Genomic DNA, 21375 nt, shown 5'->3' on the forward strand with positions numbered 1-21375 from the left:
GGACTTCCAACATTGGAAGTCCTTTTTTAGCTATTTATATATGCTTTTCTTTGAATTTCATACAATTCCCGGTAATCAGGATCATCTTGCATCAACTGTTCATGTGTGGCAAACCCATGTACCTGCCCATCTTTAAGATACAAAACCTTATCTGCCAAGTTTACTAAAGACATGCGGTGCGTAATAAAAAAGATGGTCTTATTGCGATTTTCATTCAAGAAAATCTCATAGATTTCCTGCTCGCTTCGAGCATCCAACGCAGCTGTCGGTTCATCAAGAATTTCGATGGGACGATCCATGTACAAATCTCGGGCTAACGCGACTTTTTGCCATTGACCGCCTGACAAATCCACTCCGCCTTGAAATTCTTTTGATAAAATCGTTTGCAACGTCACACCATCATTTTTAAATTTATCATATAAACCAACTTTTCTTAAAATTTCTTTCAAATCGCGCTTTTTTTCATTCATCGCAGTCAGATTATCTTGCAAGCTCAGCTTAAAGCGGCTGAAATCCTGGAAAACAGCTGAAAAATGCTGCCGATAATCTTCAATATCATAAGATTTAATATCTGTTTTATCCCACATTATACTGCCTTGATTACAGTCATAAAAGCGTAAGAGCAGTTTAACCAAAGTCGTTTTGCCTGAACCATTTTCACCAACAATCGCAATTTTTTCACCATTTTTAACCGTGAAACTAACATTATGCAAGACTTCATGATTAGAAAAAGGATAGGTAAAACTTAAATTTTTGACAGCCAACTGCTCAAAAGTATCCGTAAAAAGCTGTTTTCCGTCCTTTTTAGTCTCATGATAATCCATAAAATCATAGTATTTTTCAATCCATAATAACGAATCATAAAGTAGACTGGCATCTTCAACCAACCTAGTCATGCTGTCAGTAATGTATGCAACTACTGAGATATACATCAGCAAGCTGCCAATCGCTAAGCTTGCATTTTGCACTTGGACAATAAACCAATAAAAACCATACGATGTCGTTAAAATGACTAGCGTTAAAAAGAAGGTTGCCGTCCACATCTGTTTTTTACGGACTGAATTAACCGTCTTTTGCGTCTGATTGAATAAATTGGTATAGCGGAAAATGACCGCCTTAAACATTGAAAATAAGCGTACTTCTTTAGCATCTTGACGATCAAGTAAAAGGCTGCTCAAATAATCTAATTTCCGGGCATTTTTACTACGGGTAACCATCGTCTCAAAAGCTGCCTGTTGAATTTTGTAATATACTAAGGTCTGTGGAACTAAAACAGTCAACAAGACCAACGTCAAAAAAATATTATAACTGCCAAGCAAAATAAACATTCCGAGTAAAATCAATAATTGTTGCAAAATTGACATGCCAAACACAATCAAATTGACCGGCCGCCAACTAGCATCACTTTGTAACATCTTTAAATTATCAAAATATTCGCTATCATCAAATAATTCTAAAAATTTAAGCTCCCGCGACTTTTTCATCAAGGAAATGTTAACAAAACCTGTCAACTTATCAGTCAACACCCCCTGAATATTGGTCCGTACTGCCGGCAAAAGCTGAATTAAGAAAGTTGCAATCACCCAAATGATAAAGGCCGTCATAAATCCCTGATTCCTGCTTAATCGATTAACGATTTCCTGGCTGGCCTGTACCGAAGCCAAAGGAACAAAAGCTTCCAGCGGTGTCAAAATTATAATCACCAACGTAACCGCTTTGGCCGCCTTAAAGAACAGGCTATATGTTTTAAACAGATATTTTAAATACTTTTTCACGTTTTCCACAAAAATCACTCCCAGTTTTCTGGGAAGATATACTGTTCATGAAGTTTAGCCAACTCCTTGTTTGTCAGTTTTCTTTTTGAGACTATCCTGTAGCGTTCACGCATACTTTTATTTTTATCAAATTTAACTAAAAATTCAGTATATTCAGGCATTTTGAAAATTTCAAATTTTCGTCCTGATTCATCATATTCATAAACAGATAAACTCTTCCCTAATGTAACATATTTATCTAGTCCGTCACCTTCAGTTCTCACCAAAAAATTGCCTGTAGTTGAATTCCAACAACTTGTCCGATATTTTCCACTAGAAATAACAGCAACATCACCATAATAAACGGGCTTTATCCCTTCAACTGTATGTTCAAAGCTAATTTCACTTTGTTCCATTAATCTATAGGTATATCCATTTAAATTTTTTATTTCAATTCTACTATCGTTAGAATTAATAATACCCTCCGTTGAAATAACCATTCCTTTATTCAGAAAAATGCTTTTTTCTTTACTAAAATCAATAAATACGGCTGAATCTTGTTTGGAAACATAGGTTACAATATATGGAACATCAATTTTAAACTCGCAAATTTTTTGTAAACTAGCTTCGTGACTACCAATTGCTGAACCATCAAGATATTTTACTCTCATAACAATAACCTCCTCCATTAATTGGCTATCATTATATTTTAGAATTAATTTTATTTTAGCTACTTTCTCATATAATTTAAATCTTGTTTTTCCTTAAAAGCTTCAAAATAATTACGGTATACTTTATATATCCAGTATTCATCCAAAAATTCAATGACCTTTAAAGCTTTTTTTACCATTCTTTCGCCACGCTTTTTTCGCGCTATTCTATAAAAGTAAAGCCCTTCAAAATAATTGAGCTTGGTACGTTCGTAGTATTGGCTACTTTGAATTTCATTGTGCAAAATATCCAAATACTTTCCACAATAAAGTAAATTTTCACTTTCAAGTTCACCTATTACTGCGTTAAACAGCATCTTCAGGATAATGTCTTTATTTTCAACAGGTATTTTTCCATCATGATATACACGTTTAATTAAAAAAAATTTCTGTTCATTACTAAAAAATATGATTGCTAGTGAAAGCAGCTTTATTTCATAATTGCCAATATCTGCTACGGTCCAAAGATAATCAATCAGTTCGCTAACAATCCTTTTATCAACTGGCTCATGCAAAATTCTATTTTGCGCTAATTTTAGTAGCATAATATTATGCTTATGCCTGATATTTCCATCTAATTTAAATGTTTCGGCTTCTTCTAAAAACAATTCATTAACTTTATTTAAATTCCCATTTTTGACAGCTTCATCGTACTTTTCAATAAAACAATCTTGGTTATCAAACGTATAAAACTCTTCGCAAAGACATCTCAATTCGCCGTATGACATATTCAATCTATCAATAATCTTTAAGAACTTGCTGATGGTCAATTCACTTTTGCCATTTTCAAATTTAGAAAATTGCTGGACTGAGACAATATTTTTCACTAAATCCTTGATTTTAATCCCCTTCGCCAAACGTATCTGCTTAACTTTTTGCCCTATTTTCATAAACTTCCCCCAATTTAAACAATATGAGAATACGCCCTTTTTAAATTAAAAAAATAACATTTAGATTAATTACGTCCACATTTTAGCATAGTCTTGCCAACGATGCAAAAGCTTCGGCTACATATTGCATATTGCTTTTTTTTCTAGCCAAAACGCGTAAAATATTAAATAGAGAACGTTTTGAAAGAAGATGGTTTTATGCTCAAAAAAATTTTATTAACGCTTTTCATCATCTTAATTTTGGCTGTTTTGATCCAACTTTTCCTCATAACCGGTACAAAAGGCCAAGCATTGCAAAAAGACAATTTGCGTAGCGATGTCAAATACAGTCCAACACCTACACTTCTCATTCCCGGCTGGGCGGGAAACGCCTTAACCTATGCCAAATTAATTCATTATTATCAAAAAGAAAATATTGCTCAAAAAACGATGACCGTCCATGTATCCCCTACTGGAAAAATTCATGTTTCAGGTACTGTTGCCGGCAAAAAAAATGCGCTGATACAGGTTATCTTTGACTGGAATTACACTAAAAACTACCTGCCTCAAGTTACTTGGCTGACTAATATAATGAAAGTTTTACATCATCAATATGGAGTCACCAAATTGAATGTCGTGGCCCATTCTTGGGGGGGAACGGCGTGGATTCATGCCGTCGCCAATTCCCGCTACATCCAAAAAAACATAACTTTTAACAAGGTCATCTTGCTTGGAGTCCCCATTAATGAATCTTTCTCCAATAAAATATCTTTTTTAGAAGCTTTAAAGAAAAAGACCACCGACAAAAATTATTTTCGTTTAGTTAAGAAGTTAAAAAAGTTTGATCCGCAAAAAATGATTCACTTTTATAATATTATGGGAACTAAATCAGACGTAAAGGCCTCAGATGGATCTGTTCCTCATGTACAATCTGAATTTTTAAAAACGGTTCTCAAAGACGATTGGTCCACCTATCACCAAGTTATCTATCAAAACACCACCCATTCCGGCTTGCATGAGAGCAAAAAAGTGTTGAATAAATTAGCCTCCGTTTTGTGGGAATAATTTATCCGTCGTAAAACTTAGTAGTTTACGCTAGCCAAATAGTGCTAACTAATTTCAAATGCTTGCCACAAGTTTCTAATAAAGCTTTTAATAGCGCTTATTTTGGGAAACCAAATCGCATCCCCCTTTCTTTTACATAAAAATAAAGACTAGACCTACAACACGTAGTCGTAGGTCTAGTCTTTTAATTTAAATAGCGCAAGTCCGTCTTAGACTTGCGCTATTTGCCTAAATTTATCAGCTTTTTTGCCTTGAATTTTATTTAATTTTGCTTATGCCAACGTTTTTGCAACAATTTGACGACCATCTTAGGCTGGCGCTCTCTCGTAAAGACCCCTTTATTATTTCCCATAACCCTGATTAATGACGGAGATGTCTTAAAATCAGCAAAGTTCCACAATTGTTCGCCAACTACATAATCATATTTATCAAAAACTTGGAAATTAGCCTCATAATAATCCCACTGATATTCTTCTGAATAGGGTTCATGATACAGGGAATGCTTGCCATAAATTGTGTCTGCCCCAAATTCAGTGAAAATAATCGGCTTATTAGGATAAAGTTCATGCCAACCTTCAATGTCTTGGGCTAAATCCTGTTTAGCTTTGGTTAAATCATCATTATCAACATACCAGCCATAGTAACGGTTAAGGCATAAAACATCGCACAGGGAGCTGACCTTATCAAGCTGATATCCTGACATAGAAATATTGACCACTGTTAAAGGCCGATCATCTAAGGTTCGCATATACTCAAACAAAGGCTTAAAATACTCATAAGCCCCTTCCTGCTGGCCAGCTGGTTCATTTGCCAACGACCACATCACTACACTCGGGTGATTTTTATCCCGCTCAACCAGCTCTTTTAATGCCTGTTTATGGGCCTTTCCTGTTTGTAAAACCTGCCAAGTAGAGCTGTCCGTTTGGCTGATACCCGTATTAACACTAAAATCATTATACAATCCTACGGCTGCTACTTCATCAATCACTAAAAAGCCGCGTTTATCTGCTAGCATCATTTCTTCTTCTGAATAAGGATAGTGTGATGTTCTAAAAGAATTGGCACCTAAATTTTTCATAATGTTAAAATCCAAATTGGTCAAAGCTAGATTCTCACCCCGGCCACTGGCAATAAAATCTTCATGCCGGCCAAAGCCTTTAAAATAGACGGGTTTATCATTTAGATAAAATTGGCCATCTTCCACTTTGATTGTCCGTAAGCCAAATTCCTGTCGATAAGTATCTAACAGTTGGCCTTTTTGATAAACCTTAATTTCAGCAGCATATAAATGCGCATCCATCACATTCCAGCGTTTGGGCTTATCAATCATAAAACTCCCGCCTAAACTGCTTTGTCCAAGCAACACTTCATCTTCATCGAAGTAGGTAATCATGGCTTGGTCATAAGGCCCAACAATTTCAGCACTTGGTGTAACAACTGCCTGTTCACCTGTCAGCTGGTAATTGATGTCAAATGTATCAATGTAGGTAAAATTAGTCGTATACAATACAACCGGCCGATGAATACCGCTATAATTATAAAAATCAAACCGTGGTTCCAAATGGTTTGTCTTTTCATCGTAAGCAGCTGAAGGTAAAGTTGTATTGTCTAAAATATTTGAAACCGCCACTTTTAAATCATTAATGCCAACTTGAACATAATCATTAATGGTAAATTCAAAAGGCGTAAAGCCACCTACATGCTGGTCGACAAACTGACCATTAATGTATACTTTAGCTTGATGCGTTACTGCACCAAAACGCAACACCAGCCTTTTTTGCAAAGTTTCCGGTTGAACAGCAAAGTTTCTTTCATACCACACCGTACCCACATAGTCGCTTAGTTGCTTATCCAAAGTTTGATCGTTAAAAGAAGCCGGAACTGCCATCAGCTGCGCATGTGTTAGTGGCTTTTTTAAATCTACCTGAGAGGTATTAGAAAACTTCCACATTCCATCTAGTTTGCTGGTCATTCTTATTTCATTTGCTTGCGGATATAACATGTTATCGCCTCAATCTTAAACGTTTTCATGATTATTGTAGCACTTTCTTTTTACGTTCATAAGTAATTTTAAATGTAACTACCAAAAAATCAGCCTCTAACTTTAGAGACTGATTTTTCATGTATTCGTTGCTACTGAGATTTTAGGCTAAAATCAAGAGGTAATCATCAGCCAAATCCAGCTTCTTTGCAAGTTTGTCAGCAACTTCTGGAAAGTAAATCCGCCTATTTTCAAGATTGACCGCCTTAACTTGGCTGAAGTCAAAGTCTAAGTCAGACAGGTCAACATCTCTTGCGGCAGGAACATAGACTAATGTCTTATTTTGTCCCTTTAGCGCCTTTAAACCATCAAGTTCAACCGGTTGGGGATTGATTAAATCTTTCGTTTTTTCCTTTATATAGGCAATATCCATAGCACCAGAGAAATTCAGAGCATCATGGAAATCGGCCGGGTATGGGTAGCCGGGCGGGAAAGTCTCGCCACTGTTGTGCCAAGACCAAATCCCATGAGCACCATAGGTTACCCCGCCAAAGGCTCCGGCAAGCACGGCCTGCCAAGATGACTTGCGGACATCTTTTGCACTATATCTTTCATCCATTTCCCGGGAAAATTTCGGCATGAATTCATAACAGACTTCTGTATCAACCATTGGTTTATTAAAACCTTTTTTAAGCATTTCTTTAGGAATTGAATAGGAAGTCTGCTGGCCGTCTCTGCCGTGGCCTGATTGATAGGAGAAGAAGTCAAGTTTTTCCAACAAATCCGGGTAAACGTCAGTGTGTTCACCGGCAATATGCGCTGATACCAAGGCTTCTGCGTCATTTGCCTTTACAACATCATAGGCTGTCAGGTAGTAATCTTTGGCCTTTGATTCTTCAGGAAAGTCGGTATCACCACTGATAAAGTAGATTGGGTGGTACTTCTTAAAACGCTTGACCGCCATTTCCACATAGCCGGCCACATTTTCATAAGGCATGAGATTAGTTGCTTGGGCCATCCCATGTACCCAGGTATCAGGGATATAGTTGCACCACAAAAGAATGAGGCCGGGTGTCAGGTCATATTCTTCCATGACTTTCAGCATTTCTTCAGCATGGTTGAAATATTCCTCATTTGGTTTGGAGTAATCATAGACTCTAGTACCGTCATTACTTACCAGCTCAAAAGGTTCCCAAACCTTGCCGTCTGAAATAGTGCTGGCGTCCCATTGTCTTAAGACGTTAATTTGAATAACATTGTATCCTTGTGCTTTTCTTTTTTTCAGGTAATGACGCCAATCATTCATGGAAATATTGGTAAAGGCAGACCAACAAGTGTCGGCCAAATAAAAGAATGTTTTGCCGTCTTTTTCAAATCTTCTATTATTTACTTTCAACATCGGCATTTACCTCCCTTTTTACTTTCGTTACTGTCAGTTTGGCATTGCCATAAGCAAAAAGGCCTTCGATATCACCGGTGTTTAAAGCGGCTAAAGCTTCATTTGATAAGTTGATAGCTGCCATTTCAAAGGACACCTTTTGCTCTTTAGCATAGGCAGTAAAAGTCTTCGTTGCTGCCGAATTGATTAATTCCAGTTTTTCAGGTAGGCTTGTCAAATGACCCACTTTTTGGTTAACCACAACATCCGCGACTTGTTGGAGGCGATAGAGGTCATAGCCTTGTTCTGTTTTCTTTAAGATAAGTCCGGCATAGTGGTCAACATTAATGAGGGAAACAATCCCGGCGGCTCCTTCCTTAAGGTCCGTTTCTTCAGATACTTCTACCGTCAATACTTCTTCATGGTCTGCTTGTCTTAAACCAACAAACGATGGCGTACCAAGTTCTGAGAGCTTCTTTTCTTGACCATACAATTCAAGCAGACCGTCTTTGACCTGCAGCTTGTCTTTTAAACTGTCACGCAATGTCAGCCAGTCATTTTTCAACCCGTCCTTGAAGTCATCTTCAAAGTCTGCTGAAGCCTGGACCCCGATAGTCTTGGCATGTTCTGGGAAGTCTGTCAGGTCCACTTCCTTTTCAGGCACACCCTTGTAGATTTTAGGCCAAATACCCGACCAGTCAACCGGATAAAGCAGGGTTTCCCGGCCGATATTGGTGATTTGGCTGAAGCCGACATTGGCGGGTCTAGTGCCTAAGCAGACCAGCCACCAGTTGCCATTAACATCTTGAAACAAGTCGGAGTGCCCGATGTTTTGTAAGGGCTGTTCGGCCCGGTCACGGTTGGTGAATAAGGGGTTGACACCGACTTCGTTTTCGTATGGTCCCCATAATTCTTTAGACCGGAACATGGTAACCATGTGGCCTTGACCGGTTCCGCCTTCTGCAGTCAATAAATAATAGTATCCCTTTTGCTTTAAGATGTGAGGACCTTCAACGTCGCGTCCACCGGTCCCAAAGGCGATGACTTCCGGTCCACGCAGGATTTTGCCATCTTCCAGGTTAATTTCTACCTGCTGGATTGCTTTGGTTCCCTTGTCATCGATGTAGCCGGTAAACTGCAGGTAGGTTCTCCCATCTTCAAAGTACAAGTCCGGGTCAATCCCCATGACGTTAACTTCCACTCGATCGTTTTCCCAGATAATCGCTGACTTGTCTTCATTGAAAGTCCCGCGGATGATAAAGGTCTTGAATTCGGCAAAGTTAGTGGTTACCACATAAAAATGCCCTTCATAATGTCTGATGCAAACAGCAAAGATACCTTCGTTTGACTTAGAGGTTCTAAGATCCGCCTGCTTAGGACTTTTAGCAATACCGGGCATTCTTTCCCAATTAACCAAATCTTTACTCTTTGATAAAGCTATTCCTGGATAATATTCAAAAGTTGAATTAACTAGATAGTAGGTATCGTCCACTAAAACAATACTTGGATCAGGATACATCCCATGTAAAATTGGATTTTGATATTTCATAAAATTACCCCTTTACAGGATGGTTAGCAGCATCTTCTTGTTCTTCTGACGCATTTTCATTTTGCAATAAATTACCAGATTCAACCTTCTTTTCAAAGCCAGTTACAAACAAGATAATCGCTACAACTAAAGCTAAAGCACCGGCAAAAATAAATGATGGTGCACCGGCTGGAACATGTAACCAGCTGATAAGTTTAGGAGCAATTGCAGAACTTAAACTATTGATGAAGACAAAAATCGACATAACAACGGGTACTTGTTTTGGTGAGCAAAGCATTGATAACATGAATGTTGCAGTTGGCATAATTGTAACCATAGTAATAGCTGAGAAAGCTGCTGCAATACCTAAAGCGATTACATTATTGAAGAAATAGGTCAAAGCTAAAGTAATAACTAAGAATAAGAAACCAAAGGCCAAGGTATTAGGCTTAGTTGCCTTGCGCAAATATTTGAAACCAAGACCAGCAAAAATACCGACAAAAGTACCAAATGAATTGATAGCCCCTGTCATGGCTGTCCCACCTAGATGCTTAGCAGCAATAATGATAGAAAGGTTAGCAGCATAAGCCGTATAAGCAACACCTAAAACAAAGACAGCTAAATAAATCCAATAAACATATGGGTTCATCCCTTTGATAATTGACCAAGTGGATTCTTTTTGGCCATTATCACTATTCGTTGTAACATTTTCAACTTTGTCGTTTGGCAAGCAGAACAATACTAATAAGAAGACAATAATCCCTAAAGCAAAGACCCAGTACAAATGACGCCAGTTTTGTGCGCCTAAGACCCCGCCTAAAGCAGTAAGTACCATGGATCCAAGAGAAGTCATCCCCGTACTAATTCCCATCATAGAAGAACGATCTTCACCGTCAAAGTTAGCGGTTAAAATCATTGGATTTAATGTTGAAATAAAACCAACACCCATCCCCAAGATGACAGAGCAAGCCAGCAGACCAATAATTGAGCTATTCCAAACAGCAGGAATTACCCCACCGGCTGTAACTAAGGCAATACCCAATAGAACCAAATTCTTTTTGGAAACATGCAAAGCCATTTGGCCAGCGATTAAAGTGATAATTAAAGATCCAAGTCCTGGCAAGGTAGATAATAATTGCACTGTTGAAATAGGTGTATTAGGAAATGATTTTGAAATGGCCGCAATCGCAGCCCCTGCTACTGAACCTGACATTGCTAGTGTCGCCATACTTACGGCACCGATTCTTGTTTTCATTTTATCCATATAATTTCAATCCTTTCTTGCATAACGCTTTTGTTTACATTTATATTATATGTTTCATAAACCGCTTTCACCATATTCAAATGTTACACTATTTATGTTCATTTCACAGATATGGTCATTTAACTACAATACGATAAAGCTGCTTTGCTGCTTTTTTAACAATAATTAAAGCCTTACCATTAAAGAGTTTGACTTGTTTTAGACTATATGGGCTAATATCAGCTGGGTCGCCATTTCCTATACCAACTATTTTCCCACCGTATATTTCAAATGAAATCTCTCTATTTTCACAAGGCACTGCCACTCCAGCTTGATCTAAAGCCTGGACTGCAACTAAGTCATAGACTTGGCCCTCATATATCGTGTTCAGTTCCAAACTAGCTGTTTTGCCAGCAGTCTGTTTCACATCAGCCGCCGTTTCTTTGCCAAAAGAATCGTAGGCTTTAACTTCTAAAGTACCTTTTGCATATTCTACATCCCAATCAGCCGTGCAGTCGCTTAATACCTTTTTGCCTAAGCTTTGGCCGTTTAAGAAGAGTTCTGCACTAGCTTGATTAGAGAAAGCACGCACTTTGGTCTTGCCGTCTTCAATTTCCAAACCTTCAGCATTCCAGTGAGGCATCAGGTGGACAAAGGCATCCTTCGTCCAGTGGGCCTTATAGTAGTAGTAATAGTCCTTAGGAAAGCCGCACAAGTCGACAATTCCGAATTGTGAACTAATCCCCGGCCAGGAGAACGGTGAAGGTTCGCCAAAGTAATCAAATCCGGTCCACAAGAAGACTCCGCCCATGTATTTGTGGCTGTCAAGATAGGCTAAAACCTGTTCTGGCCGCGCTGTGCCGCCTACCCCTGGGTCACCCGGATTTCTCTTGCCGGGAAGAACCATGGAATACATTGAACCAAAATTGTTACATTGGCACTTATCACCGTCATCCTTATAAATTCCTCGCGTTGAAAAGTATGAAGCATTTTCAGTACTCATCATTGGAAGATCAGGGTGGCTTTCTTTAATCAAGTCGGCACCAGACCCCATAACGCCGGCTTCAGGGTAGTTAATCCCTAAGATATCAAAATTCTTAAGGTAATCGTCATCCACGAAACCTTCTGGACTGAGCAATTCAGCTGAAATAATCAAGTGTTCAAAGTCGTTTTTCTTAACAACTTTGGCCAATTCAGCCATTGTACGCTTGCCAAAATCAGTGTTGCCGGTTAATTCTTCGTTACCCAATGACCAAAAGGCAATCGAAGCATTCATCCTCGTCTTTTTAACCATCTTTTCCAAATCATTCAAGCGCCAAGGTGTAGCTTCGGGCAGGCGATTTTCATTAATAACAATAACACCTAAACGGTCGCAGGCATCCAAGAGTTCCTTGGCAGCAAAATTGTGGGAAGACCTCCAGGCATTAACCCCCATCTGCTTCATCATCTTGACCTTGAAGTCTAAAATATCTTGGTTTAAGGCTACCCCTACGCCAGCAAAGTCTTGATGTTCGCAGATTCCATGAAGTTCATAGGCTTTACCGTTCAAATAAAAGCCGGTTTGGTCATACTTGAAGGTCCGAATCCCAAAGCTCTTTTCCAGCTTATCTTCATTTGTTTCAAGTTTTGCGGTATAAAGCTTGGGATTTTCTGGAGACCATAATTCTGGATTTTCAACTTCCAAGTCTTCTTGGTAAAAAGTCTTGCCTAAAGCGGGCACATCTAAGCTGATGGTCTTTTTAATTCCAGCAACCTGATACGTTACTTCTGCTTTTTTAGCTGCAAAAGTTTCATTTTCCAGCGTGAATTCCAAACCTAAGCTAGCCTGGCCATCTTTTGCACCCTTAGTGTAAACATAGAGATCATCTTCATTAAAGTGGACCTTAGGCAAAACTTTAAGTGAAACATTCTTGTAAATACCGGCACCATCGTACCACCAGCCTTCAGAGCCGCGAGTTGTATCGGCCTTAACCAAAAGCGTATTTTCCTGGTCGCCGAAATAAACCAGGCCCGAAACATCAAATTCGAATTCAGTGTAGCCGCTGTTATTGTGGCCTAGATATGCCCCGTTCAGCCAAACATCGGCCATCCGCGAAACCCCTTCAAAATCCAAGACTAATTTCTTATCCTTAAAATCTTCACTAAGTCCAAAACGCTTGCGGTAATAGCCTACATCGTCAGGTTTTGATCCTTCCATCAAATTTTGCGGGTTGTTTTCGTAAGGAATTTCTACTTTCCAGTCATGGGGCAAGTCGATTTTTCGCCAAGAATTGTCCAGACTGCTTTCAAGATCAGTGTTGCATAAATTGCGTAAGCCGACCTCTTCATCGCCTTGAGCAATTAATTTTAAAAAATGAACTCCGCCCGGGCTGACTTCTAGGCGGCTTTGCTTTTCAGCTGGAAGGGCAGCGGTTAAGCCCCCGAAAGCATAGGCTTTTTTAGCAATTTCATGCGGCGGAAGTTTTAATTCTCCCAAATGAAAAAGCCAATTATGATTTAAATTGATTTTTGTTCGCATTGTTTTTTCCTCTCAATTCATCTTATATTTACATTTATATAATATAAAATTTCAAATTGTGCTATAATGCAATTTAGCGACTAGCATTAGAGAAAGCGGTGTCAAAAATCGACTAAGGAGTTTTGCAGATGAATTCATATCTTGAGAATAATTTTAAAAAATTAGAAATTAAAACAGCCGGCAGCGATTATCCCAGCATCCAAAATAACGCTGATATCGCTATGTTTATGAAAAAATCATTCAATGGTGAAATTCTTTACACAAATATACAAAATGAAAGAATTAAATATTTTGTCGGTGCCAATAATAATCAGCCGCATCAAAATACAGCTTTTGAACTTTTTTATGTTATACAAGGCACCATGATAAAAATTATTGAAAACAAAAAATACATCTTCCACGCAGGTGAAGGATGTATTATTAACCGTCGCATCACACACAGTGATACGGTTCAAAATGGTTTTGTAATGATTCTAAATTTTACAGAAGCTTTATTTAAACAAATTACCCGTGATTTAACTGAAGATACCTTGTCAGGTCCTATCTTTACCTTTTTGCGCAATAGCTGCACTGATACTGGTGCTTGGAAAAAAATTTTCTTAGCATTTCACCCTACGCTCCCAATTATCGATTCTCGCTTTAAAACTATTTTAGACTCTTTGCAAATTGAATTGGCTAGCACCAACCTTGGGGCTGCCTACTTTAGACAAGGCCTTTTATTACGCCTTTTGGCTATCTTAGAAAATCATCATGCCTTTAAGTTAAAGCAAGTCTATATCAATTCTAACAAAGAAAATTATCTGATTAATCAGATGCTTTCCTTTATTGAAAAAAACTATGGGGCTATTTCCCGCAAAGAAGTCAGTGCTTTTTTGCATTATAATGACGAATACTTAAATCGCCTTTTAAAAAAGCATTGCGGTAAAACAATTAATGCATATGCCAGAGAAATCCGCCTTGATCGTGCTAAAGAATTGCTGCTGACAACCAAGCTTTCTATCGCTGAAATTGCCCAATTATTGCATTTTTCCTCTGAAAATTATTTCTATCATTTCTTTGCTAAAGAAGCACATTGTTCTCCCAATCAGTTTCGCCAAAAGTATCCTAAAGATTAGCCATCTTTTGGCGGTATATTTTGGGTGAACAGCCTAAAACTTTTTTGAAAACTTTGTAGAAATAAGATGGATTTTCATAACCAACTTTAGCTGCAATTTTTTCAATCGCTACCGTGGTATTAACCAAACATTCAGCCGCCACATTGACCCTTTGCAAATGCACCAGCTTAATGAAAGTTAAGCCGGTGTTTTTTTTCAGCGAATTTGACAGGTAGTTGGGATTGAAGCCGAAGTGTTTAGCCATCTCATCTAAGGTAATATTTTGGTAGTTCTTTTCTATATATAAAAGCAACCCCAAGATATCCACCCCGTTATTGATATTGCCTGACTTAACCTTAAAGTCTTCTTTGTAAGCCTGCCGAATAAGGCGCGAAAAAAGACTTAACAAATCAAAACGAATAATTTGATTAGCTTGAACTTCATTTTTATAGTACTCATCGATAATATCATAGACTATTTGGATGATTTTATGATTATGATTAACAGAAAAAAGACAATATTTGCTGCCTAACTCCCTGCTGTCGCTCAAAAGAGCAAAAAGCATGCTGGAAATTGACTGGCTGGTTCCTGTATGCAACATGAAATTTAAATCGTTCAATGAAAATGCGGTTTTTTTCAAAGCAATATTGACCACAATCGCACCCGCCACCGTTTCTTTAACACGGTGTACGACCCCATTACCAATTAAAATAATATTTTCTTGGGAAATCTCAACTTCTTTACCATCAATAATAACCGTACAAGATCCTAAAAGTGGAATGATCATTTCCGCATAGTTATGCTGATGATAAGGAATAAAAGAGTTATTGGGCTGAATTGACAATGAAATAGACTGGGGTGTGACTTCCAAGCTATCATTTAAGGTTGAATAAAATTTATATACGGGCTGATCTTCTATATAGCCGAACAGATCCGCATTGAAAGTATTTTTTAGTTTTGACCAGTCTTTAGGATCACTATTTTTGCGTAATATTTCAAGTATTTCTGGATTCATTTTATTACCTCTTTTTTAAATCTGTGAAATGAACACATTTTTTATCTGTTTTAAATATAGCACAAATTTGGGAAATTGCTATAATGAAAACGTAAACAAATTATTTGGAGGTTTTTAAATACTATGGTTGATTTAAAGAAAAAACCTTACTTCTTAAATGATGAACAGGTTAAATACGTTGAAAATAAAGTAAAAGAAATGTCCACTGAAGATAAAATCGGACAATTATTCTTCGTTATCGGACAAGACGAAGACCAGGTAAACTTAAAGGAATTTGCTCAAAAATACCGTCCTGGCGGTATCATGTACCGTCCAGATGCTGCCCAAAAGATTAAGCGCGAAATTTCAGAAATCCAAGCAAACAGCGAAATCCCAGCCTTTGTTGCAGCTAACCTTGAAGCCGGCGGCAATGGAATTATCTTTGAAGGTACCCGCTTAGGAACACCAATGGAAATGGCTGCTTCAAATGACATCAAGTCAGCCTACGAATTAGGGAACGTTGCCGGTTACGAAGCCAACCAAGTCGGCGCAAACATGTCATTTGCCCCAATCGTTGACATCGACAACAACTTCAAGAACCCCATCATGAACGTTCGGACTTTCGGGTCTGACAAAGACAAGGTCTTGAAAATGTCACAAGCACAAGCTAAAGGTTTAGCAAAAAACCACGTGATTCCGGTTATCAAGCACTACCCTGGCGACGGGGTCGATGACCGTGATCAGCACTTATTATCCTCCGTCAACTCCCTTTCAGCTGACGAATGGATGGAATCATACGGACAAATCTACCGTCAATTAATCGAAGACGGTATTCCATCAGTTATGATTGCCCACATCATGCAGCCAGCTTGGGAACGCCGCTTATCCCCTGGTATCGCCGACAAGGACTTACGCCCTGCCTCATCATCCAAGCTTTTGATTGACGGCCTCTTGCGTGACGTCTTGAACTTCAACGGTTTGGCTATCACAGATGCTACTCCAATGATTGGTTACAACGCAGCCCTGCCTCGTGAAGAACTCCTGCCAGCTACTATCAATGCCGGTATCGACATGATTTTATTCAACAAAAACATCGACGAAGACTACGAATTCATCCGCAAGGCTGTCGCTAACGGCACTATTTCTGCCGCACGCTTGGACGAAGCCGTAACCCGGATTTTAGGAACTAAATTAGCCCAAGGTGTCATGGACACAAACGAAAACTTATTAAACGGCGTCCCTGAGGTCCTTGATTTGAAGAGTGCAGAACACGAAGCCATTGCCGACCAAATCGCAAAGAAGGCCGTAACTTTGGTTAAGGACCGCGACAAGCTCCTTCCTATCACTCCTGAAAAGTACCCCCGTGTCCGCCTCTATGTTTTAGGCGACTCAGACGACGGCGGTTTCAAGGAAGGCGGACAGGTTGCCGGCGAATTCAAGCAGCGTCTTGAAGCTGAAGGATTTGAAGTTAATGTCTTTGACAAGAAGCGTTTAGACTTCCACGAAGTCTTTGAAGAAGGTGTCGCAGACGTCAAAGACAAATTTGACCTGGCCTTATACGTTGCCAACGTTGAAACTGCAAGCAACCAGACTACTACCCGGCTTGACTGGATTCACTTGATGGCAGCCGATGCCCCTTGGTTCATGAAGTCAATTCCGACAGTCTTTGTTTCAACTGCCAACCCATACCACCTCTACGACATTCCTAATGTTTCAACATTCATCAATGCCTACACTGGTAACCGGGCAAGCATCGATGCCGTGATGCGCAAGGTAACCGGCAAAGAAGACTTCGAAGGGGTAAGCCCTGTCGACCCATTCTGTGGCCGCTTCGAAACCCGCTTGTAAAAAGCAGCCTAGGTCGAAAAATCCTAGGCTCTTTTTATGAGAAAGTCGATTTCTCAACGTGAAAACGCTTCATTAAATGATAAAATTTAAATGAAGATAAAAATATTGGAGGAACAATAATGCAAGTATCAAAAGTTTACGTTAACCACATGGAAAACCCGCTTGGCTTTGAATTAGAAGATTTGCGGATTGAATTTACCGTTGAAGCAGACTCCTACTCAAAGGCTCAAAAACAATTAGTTATTAAAAAAGACGAAAAAGAAGTTTACAACTCAGGTTTAGTCGACTACGACAACAACTTCTTTACCCCAGATTTAGCCTTAGAAGCACGCAGCCGCTATGACGTTGAAGTTACCATCAAAACTGACAGCGAAGAAGCCAAGGGTTCTGCCTTCTTTGAAACAGGGAAGATGGATGAAGCCTACACAGGAAAGTGGATTGGCAACAAGGACAAAGACATCCAAAACACCCTCTTCAAAAAAGACTTATCCTTTGACAAGGAAGTTAAGAAGGCCCGCCTTTACGCTACCGGCTTAGGTCTGTACGAAGCTTATATTGACGGGAAAAAAGTCGGCGATGAATTCTTAGCCCCAGGCTCAACCGACTACACCAAGTGGGTTCAAGTCCAAACCTACGACGTCACAGACGCCTTGACTTCAGGCAGCCACGAATTGACCTTCTCCTTGGCTGATGGCTGGTACAAAGGCAACATGGGCTTTGACGGCGGCAAGAGCGAAATCTACGGCGACTGGCAAAGAATGCTGGCTGAATTGCACGTGGAATTTGCTGACGGAACAAAAGAAGTGGTAAATTCAGACGAATCATGGCTGACAACTTCAGGCAAAATAACCAAATCTTCTATTTACTATGGCGAAGACTTAGATGCTACAATCGTTCCTTCCAACTGGGAAAATTCCCAGGTCTTAGATTTCTCCTATGACGTTTTATGCGACCGTTTGAGCATCCCTGTTCGTGTCGACAGCCGTTTAAATGTTAAAGAAGTCATCACTACTCCTAAGGGTGAAACAGTCCTTGACTTCGGTCAAAACCAGGCCGGCTGGTTAGAATTCTATAACCGCCTGCCAAAGGGCAAGACTATCACCTTTGAAATGGGTGAAATTCTCCAAGAAGGCAACTTCTACCGGGAAAACCTGCGTGAAGCCCGCGCTGCCTTCAAGTTCACTTCTGACGGAAAAGAAGGCTGGGTCCGCCCACACTTCACTTACTTCGGCTACCGTTACGTCCGCGTAACCGGCGATTTCGATGAAATCAAGCCTGAAGACTACAAGGCAGCCGTTATCTTCTCAAACTCCGAACAAACTGGGGACTTGAAGACTAACAACGAAAAGGTTAACCGCCTCTTTGCAAATGTTCAATGGGGGCAAAAGTCAAACTTTGTCGATGTTCCAACTGACTGTCCACAACGTGACGAACGTTTAGGCTGGACCGGGGATGCCGATGTCTTCTCAAACACCGCAGCCTTAAACCGCAACGTTTACGAATTCTTCAAGAAGTTTGCCCGTGACATGGCTGTCGAACAAGAAGCCCACGACGGCATGGTAACCATGTACGCTCCAGCTATGGGTGTTGACGATGGCGGCGCTGCTGTTTGGGGTGACGCTACTACCGTTGTTCCTTGGAACATGTACCAGACATACGGCGACCCTGCAATCCTGCGTCAGCACTACCCTGCAATGAAGTCTTGGGTTGAATGGATTACTAAGCACACTTCTACCAAAGACCTCTGGACCGGCGGCTTCCAATTCGGCGACTGGATTGCCTTGGACGGTGAAAATCCTGCCCTGCCTACCGGTAAAACCGATGAAGACTTCATCGCTTCTGTCTACTACTATTACTCATCAGATATCGTAGCCAAGACTGCCCAGGTCTTAGGCAAAGATGACGATGCCAAGTTCTACGCCGACCAGGCTGCCCGGATTAAAGAAGCTGTCCAAAAAGAATACATCACAGCTAACGGCCGTCTTTCAATCGACACCCAAACCGCCTACGCTTTGACTCTTTACTTCAACTTGGTTCCAAAAGGACAAGAACAAAGAGTTCTCCGTGATTTAGTTGCCCGTTTAGGCAAAGACAATGACCACTTGAAGACTGGTTTTGTGGGAACACCATTTATCAACCAAGTCCTTTCCAAGTACGGCGACCACAAGCTCGCTACCAAAATTTTCATGAACGAAGACTTCCCAAGCTGGTTATACGCTGTTAACATGGGTGCCACTACTGTTTGGGAACGCTGGAACTCCGTCATGGAAGACGGTTCAATGAACCCAGACGGGATGAACTCATTAAACCACTACTCTATCGGAGCTATCATGGAATGGGGTTACCGCTACCTCTTAGGTTTTGCAAAACACACTCCTGGCTACCAAACCGTAGAATTCAAACCTAACTACGACTACAGATTAAAGCAGGTTTCCGGCTACTACACATCAAGCTACGGCAAACTTTCTGCTTCATACCAAATCGAAAGCGACGAAAACCACACTATCAAGCTTTCCTTGACTGTCCCATTCGGCCAAACTGTCAACGTTGATCTGCCAAGAAGCCCAAAAAATGGTGTGTCTGTCAACGGCGAACTTAAGCCAAACGGGAAGTTCACACTGACTGCCGGTACTTACAAAATCTCATACGTGCCTGATGAAGACTACGTTGAATGCTACAACGCCCAAACTCCGGTTGCCCAAATCATGGAAGACCCTGAGTTGGTTGCAGCAATCTCTAAGGAATCAGATGTCTTGAACTTCTTCAAGGACCCTAACAATGTTGCCAACCTCGGTAAGATGTCTTTGACCAAGTTAAACACCCTCCTGCCCTTCATCAACATTGAACCGGATGCTTTGGTTAAAATTAACCACATCTTAGAAACAACTCCGCTTTTAAGCGAACGTAAGGAGGCCGTAAGATAATGAAAGGCGCATTATTTGACTTAGACGGCGTCATTGCAGACACAGCCGTTTTTCATTTCAAGGCTTGGAGAAAACTCATCAAAGACAACTTCGACCGCGAACTGCCCGACGAATTGGAAGAAAAGACCAAGGGTGTCAGCCGGTCCGATTCGCTTAAGGTCATCTTAGACTACCTTAAAATTGACCTGCCGCAAGCTGAATTCAACCGCCTGGCTGCCGAAAAGAACAACGTTTACCGCGGCTACCTGCAGACTTTGACTGAAAAAGACATCCTACCCGGCATGGCCAAATTAATTTCCGACTTAAAGGAACATGGCGTCAAACTCGCCTTGGCCTCAGCCAGCCAAAATGGTCCTTTCATCTTAGAAAAATTGGGTCTGTCTGAAGCCTTTGATGCCGTGGCTGACCCAACTAAGGTGGCTAAAGGCAAGCCGGCTCCGGATATCTACCTGGCAGCTGCCGATGCTTTGGGCTTTAAACCAGAGGACTGTGTCGGTTTTGAAGATGCCATCGCCGGTGTCACTGCTATCAACGACGCCCACGCCGTATCAATCGGCATCGGGTCAAAAAAAGAAGTCGGCAAGGCAGACTTTTGCTTTGATAAGACCGTAGACATCAACTATGCAGACGTCAAAAGAGCCTGGGAAAACTTCCACGAATAATTAAAAATACCCGGTGAGCCAGATGCCCACCGGGTATTTTATACACTAAAACAAACATTTTCGTGCAATTAGGAATTTTTAATCACGGACAGGAAAAGTGTAAGTGTTCATTGATAATAATATCCAAGCGAATTATAATGCTCGCAAAACATTCATATTTTTTGATAGTAATGGGGAAAATGCTATGAAAAGAACAATAAAATCCAGTCTAATCATTGTACTGGCAGTCTTATTAGTCTCAACTAACACTGCCATGGCACGAACGGTGCGCTATCATGGAGTCAATGTAGAGTGGAACTATGTCCGTATTGGAGGATTATGAGGATATTCTCAGGTACAGACCAGCCACTTCATCCACAGCACAACTGTTAATGGCAAGTTTTCCGGCTGGGAACCTAAGGGTAAGTTGGCATATGTGCGAACATACATTGGGCATAAAAGTCTCGAGGCTTCCTGGAATTGCAAATAATGAAAAGTAAAAATGCATTTATTGGCTTTACGCTTATCTTATTTCCAAGTATCCTGCTCGCTATAGCTGGCACCTACCTTCTTCGCAGCAGATATTCGCAATCCTGGTAAAACTACCTGCAAAACGGAAAGTACCATTTTTACCTAACCGACGTCCAAACTCAGCGTAAAGATGCAGTAATGAATTTTTTAGAAGAATATACCGTCGAAAACAGCCTTCTTTTGAACTACCTACAATTAAAATCGTAGGAATCGCGTCACGCGATTACATTACGTGTACATTAAAAAACGATACACGCTCCGAACCTAGTTATAATGACTGGAAATACCGCCACTATA

The 21375-nt window shown here is 40.2% G+C and carries 14 protein-coding genes; 5 read left to right on the forward strand and 9 right to left on the reverse strand.

Features of this window, described 5'->3' with window-relative positions:
- Nucleotides 1–26: 26 nt before the first annotated feature.
- From BMX26_RS08225 to BMX26_RS08235, 3 genes are read right to left on the reverse strand one after another with little or no spacing between them, the layout of a single operon-like run.
- The gene (locus tag BMX26_RS08225; RefSeq protein WP_075530948.1) at nt 27–1793 is read right to left on the reverse strand and encodes an ABC transporter ATP-binding protein; all 1767 of its coding nucleotides are present in this window, start codon (nt 1791–1793) and stop codon (nt 27–29) included.
- Nucleotides 1790–2425 carry a hypothetical protein gene (locus tag BMX26_RS08230; RefSeq protein WP_075530949.1) on the reverse strand — a complete coding sequence of 212 codons (636 nt, stop codon included), beginning with the start codon at nt 2423–2425 and terminating at the stop codon, nt 1790–1792. Before BMX26_RS08230 ends, BMX26_RS08225 begins: the two co-directional genes overlap by 4 nt.
- 59 nt (nt 2426–2484) lie before the next feature.
- Complete coding sequence (locus BMX26_RS08235; protein ID WP_075530950.1) at nt 2485–3354, reverse strand: helix-turn-helix domain-containing protein; 870 nt, start codon at nt 3352–3354, stop codon at nt 2485–2487.
- Nucleotides 3355–3552: 198 nt separating this feature from the next.
- Between BMX26_RS08235 and BMX26_RS08240 the strand changes: the two genes are divergently transcribed.
- Complete coding sequence (locus tag BMX26_RS08240) at nt 3553–4398, forward strand: alpha/beta hydrolase (RefSeq protein ID WP_075530951.1); 846 nt, start codon at nt 3553–3555, stop codon at nt 4396–4398.
- Between the two features lie 262 nt (nt 4399–4660).
- Here BMX26_RS08240 and uidA read toward each other — a convergent pair whose 3' ends face one another.
- From uidA to BMX26_RS08265, 5 genes are all read right to left on the reverse strand, one after another.
- Nucleotides 4661–6400, reverse strand: coding sequence for a beta-glucuronidase (gene uidA, locus BMX26_RS08245; RefSeq protein ID WP_075530952.1), 1740 nt, complete (start codon nt 6398–6400; stop codon nt 4661–4663).
- Nucleotides 6401–6542: 142 nt separating this feature from the next.
- Complete coding sequence (locus BMX26_RS08250) at nt 6543–7778, reverse strand: DUF4038 domain-containing protein (protein ID WP_075530953.1); 1236 nt, start codon at nt 7776–7778, stop codon at nt 6543–6545.
- The gene (locus BMX26_RS08255; protein WP_075530954.1) at nt 7762–9306 is read right to left on the reverse strand and encodes a glycoside hydrolase family 43 protein; all 1545 of its coding nucleotides are present in this window, start codon (nt 9304–9306) and stop codon (nt 7762–7764) included. Before BMX26_RS08255 ends, BMX26_RS08250 begins: the two co-directional genes overlap by 17 nt.
- A gap of 4 nt (nt 9307–9310) precedes the next feature.
- On the reverse strand, nt 9311–10549 hold the full coding sequence (locus tag BMX26_RS08260; RefSeq protein ID WP_075530955.1) for an MFS transporter: 1239 nt from the start codon (nt 10547–10549) through the stop codon (nt 9311–9313).
- 115 nt (nt 10550–10664) lie between these two features.
- The gene (locus BMX26_RS08265) at nt 10665–13046 is read right to left on the reverse strand and encodes a sugar-binding domain-containing protein (protein ID WP_075530956.1); all 2382 of its coding nucleotides are present in this window, start codon (nt 13044–13046) and stop codon (nt 10665–10667) included.
- Between the two features lie 128 nt (nt 13047–13174).
- On the opposite strand from BMX26_RS08265, the gene BMX26_RS08270 reads away from it, so the two are divergent.
- Nucleotides 13175–14161: a helix-turn-helix transcriptional regulator gene (locus tag BMX26_RS08270; protein ID WP_075530957.1), complete on the forward strand. Its 987-nt coding sequence runs from the start codon at nt 13175–13177 to the stop codon at nt 14159–14161.
- On the opposite strand, the gene BMX26_RS08275 is transcribed toward BMX26_RS08270, so the two are convergent.
- Nucleotides 14151–15155, reverse strand: coding sequence for an AraC family transcriptional regulator (locus BMX26_RS08275; protein ID WP_075530958.1), 1005 nt, complete (start codon nt 15153–15155; stop codon nt 14151–14153). The two genes, BMX26_RS08270 and BMX26_RS08275, sit on opposite strands and share 11 nt — an antisense overlap.
- Before the next feature lie 123 nt (nt 15156–15278).
- On the opposite strand from BMX26_RS08275, the gene BMX26_RS08280 reads away from it, so the two are divergent.
- From BMX26_RS08280 to pgmB, 3 genes are all read left to right on the forward strand, one after another.
- The gene (locus BMX26_RS08280; protein WP_075530959.1) at nt 15279–16982 is read left to right on the forward strand and encodes a glycoside hydrolase family 3 protein; all 1704 of its coding nucleotides are present in this window, start codon (nt 15279–15281) and stop codon (nt 16980–16982) included.
- A gap of 119 nt (nt 16983–17101) precedes the next feature.
- Complete coding sequence (locus tag BMX26_RS08285) at nt 17102–19906, forward strand: alpha-L-rhamnosidase (RefSeq protein ID WP_075530960.1); 2805 nt, start codon at nt 17102–17104, stop codon at nt 19904–19906.
- Nucleotides 19906–20568 carry a beta-phosphoglucomutase gene (gene pgmB / locus BMX26_RS08290; protein ID WP_143454892.1) on the forward strand — a complete coding sequence of 221 codons (663 nt, stop codon included), beginning with the start codon at nt 19906–19908 and terminating at the stop codon, nt 20566–20568. The genes BMX26_RS08285 and pgmB overlap by 1 nt, the downstream gene beginning before the upstream one ends.
- Nucleotides 20569–21375: the final 807 nt, after the last annotated feature.

Source organism: Ligilactobacillus sp. WC1T17, assembly GCA_900110005.1.
Classification (GTDB): Bacteria; Bacillota; Bacilli; order Lactobacillales; family Lactobacillaceae; genus Ligilactobacillus; species Ligilactobacillus ruminis_A.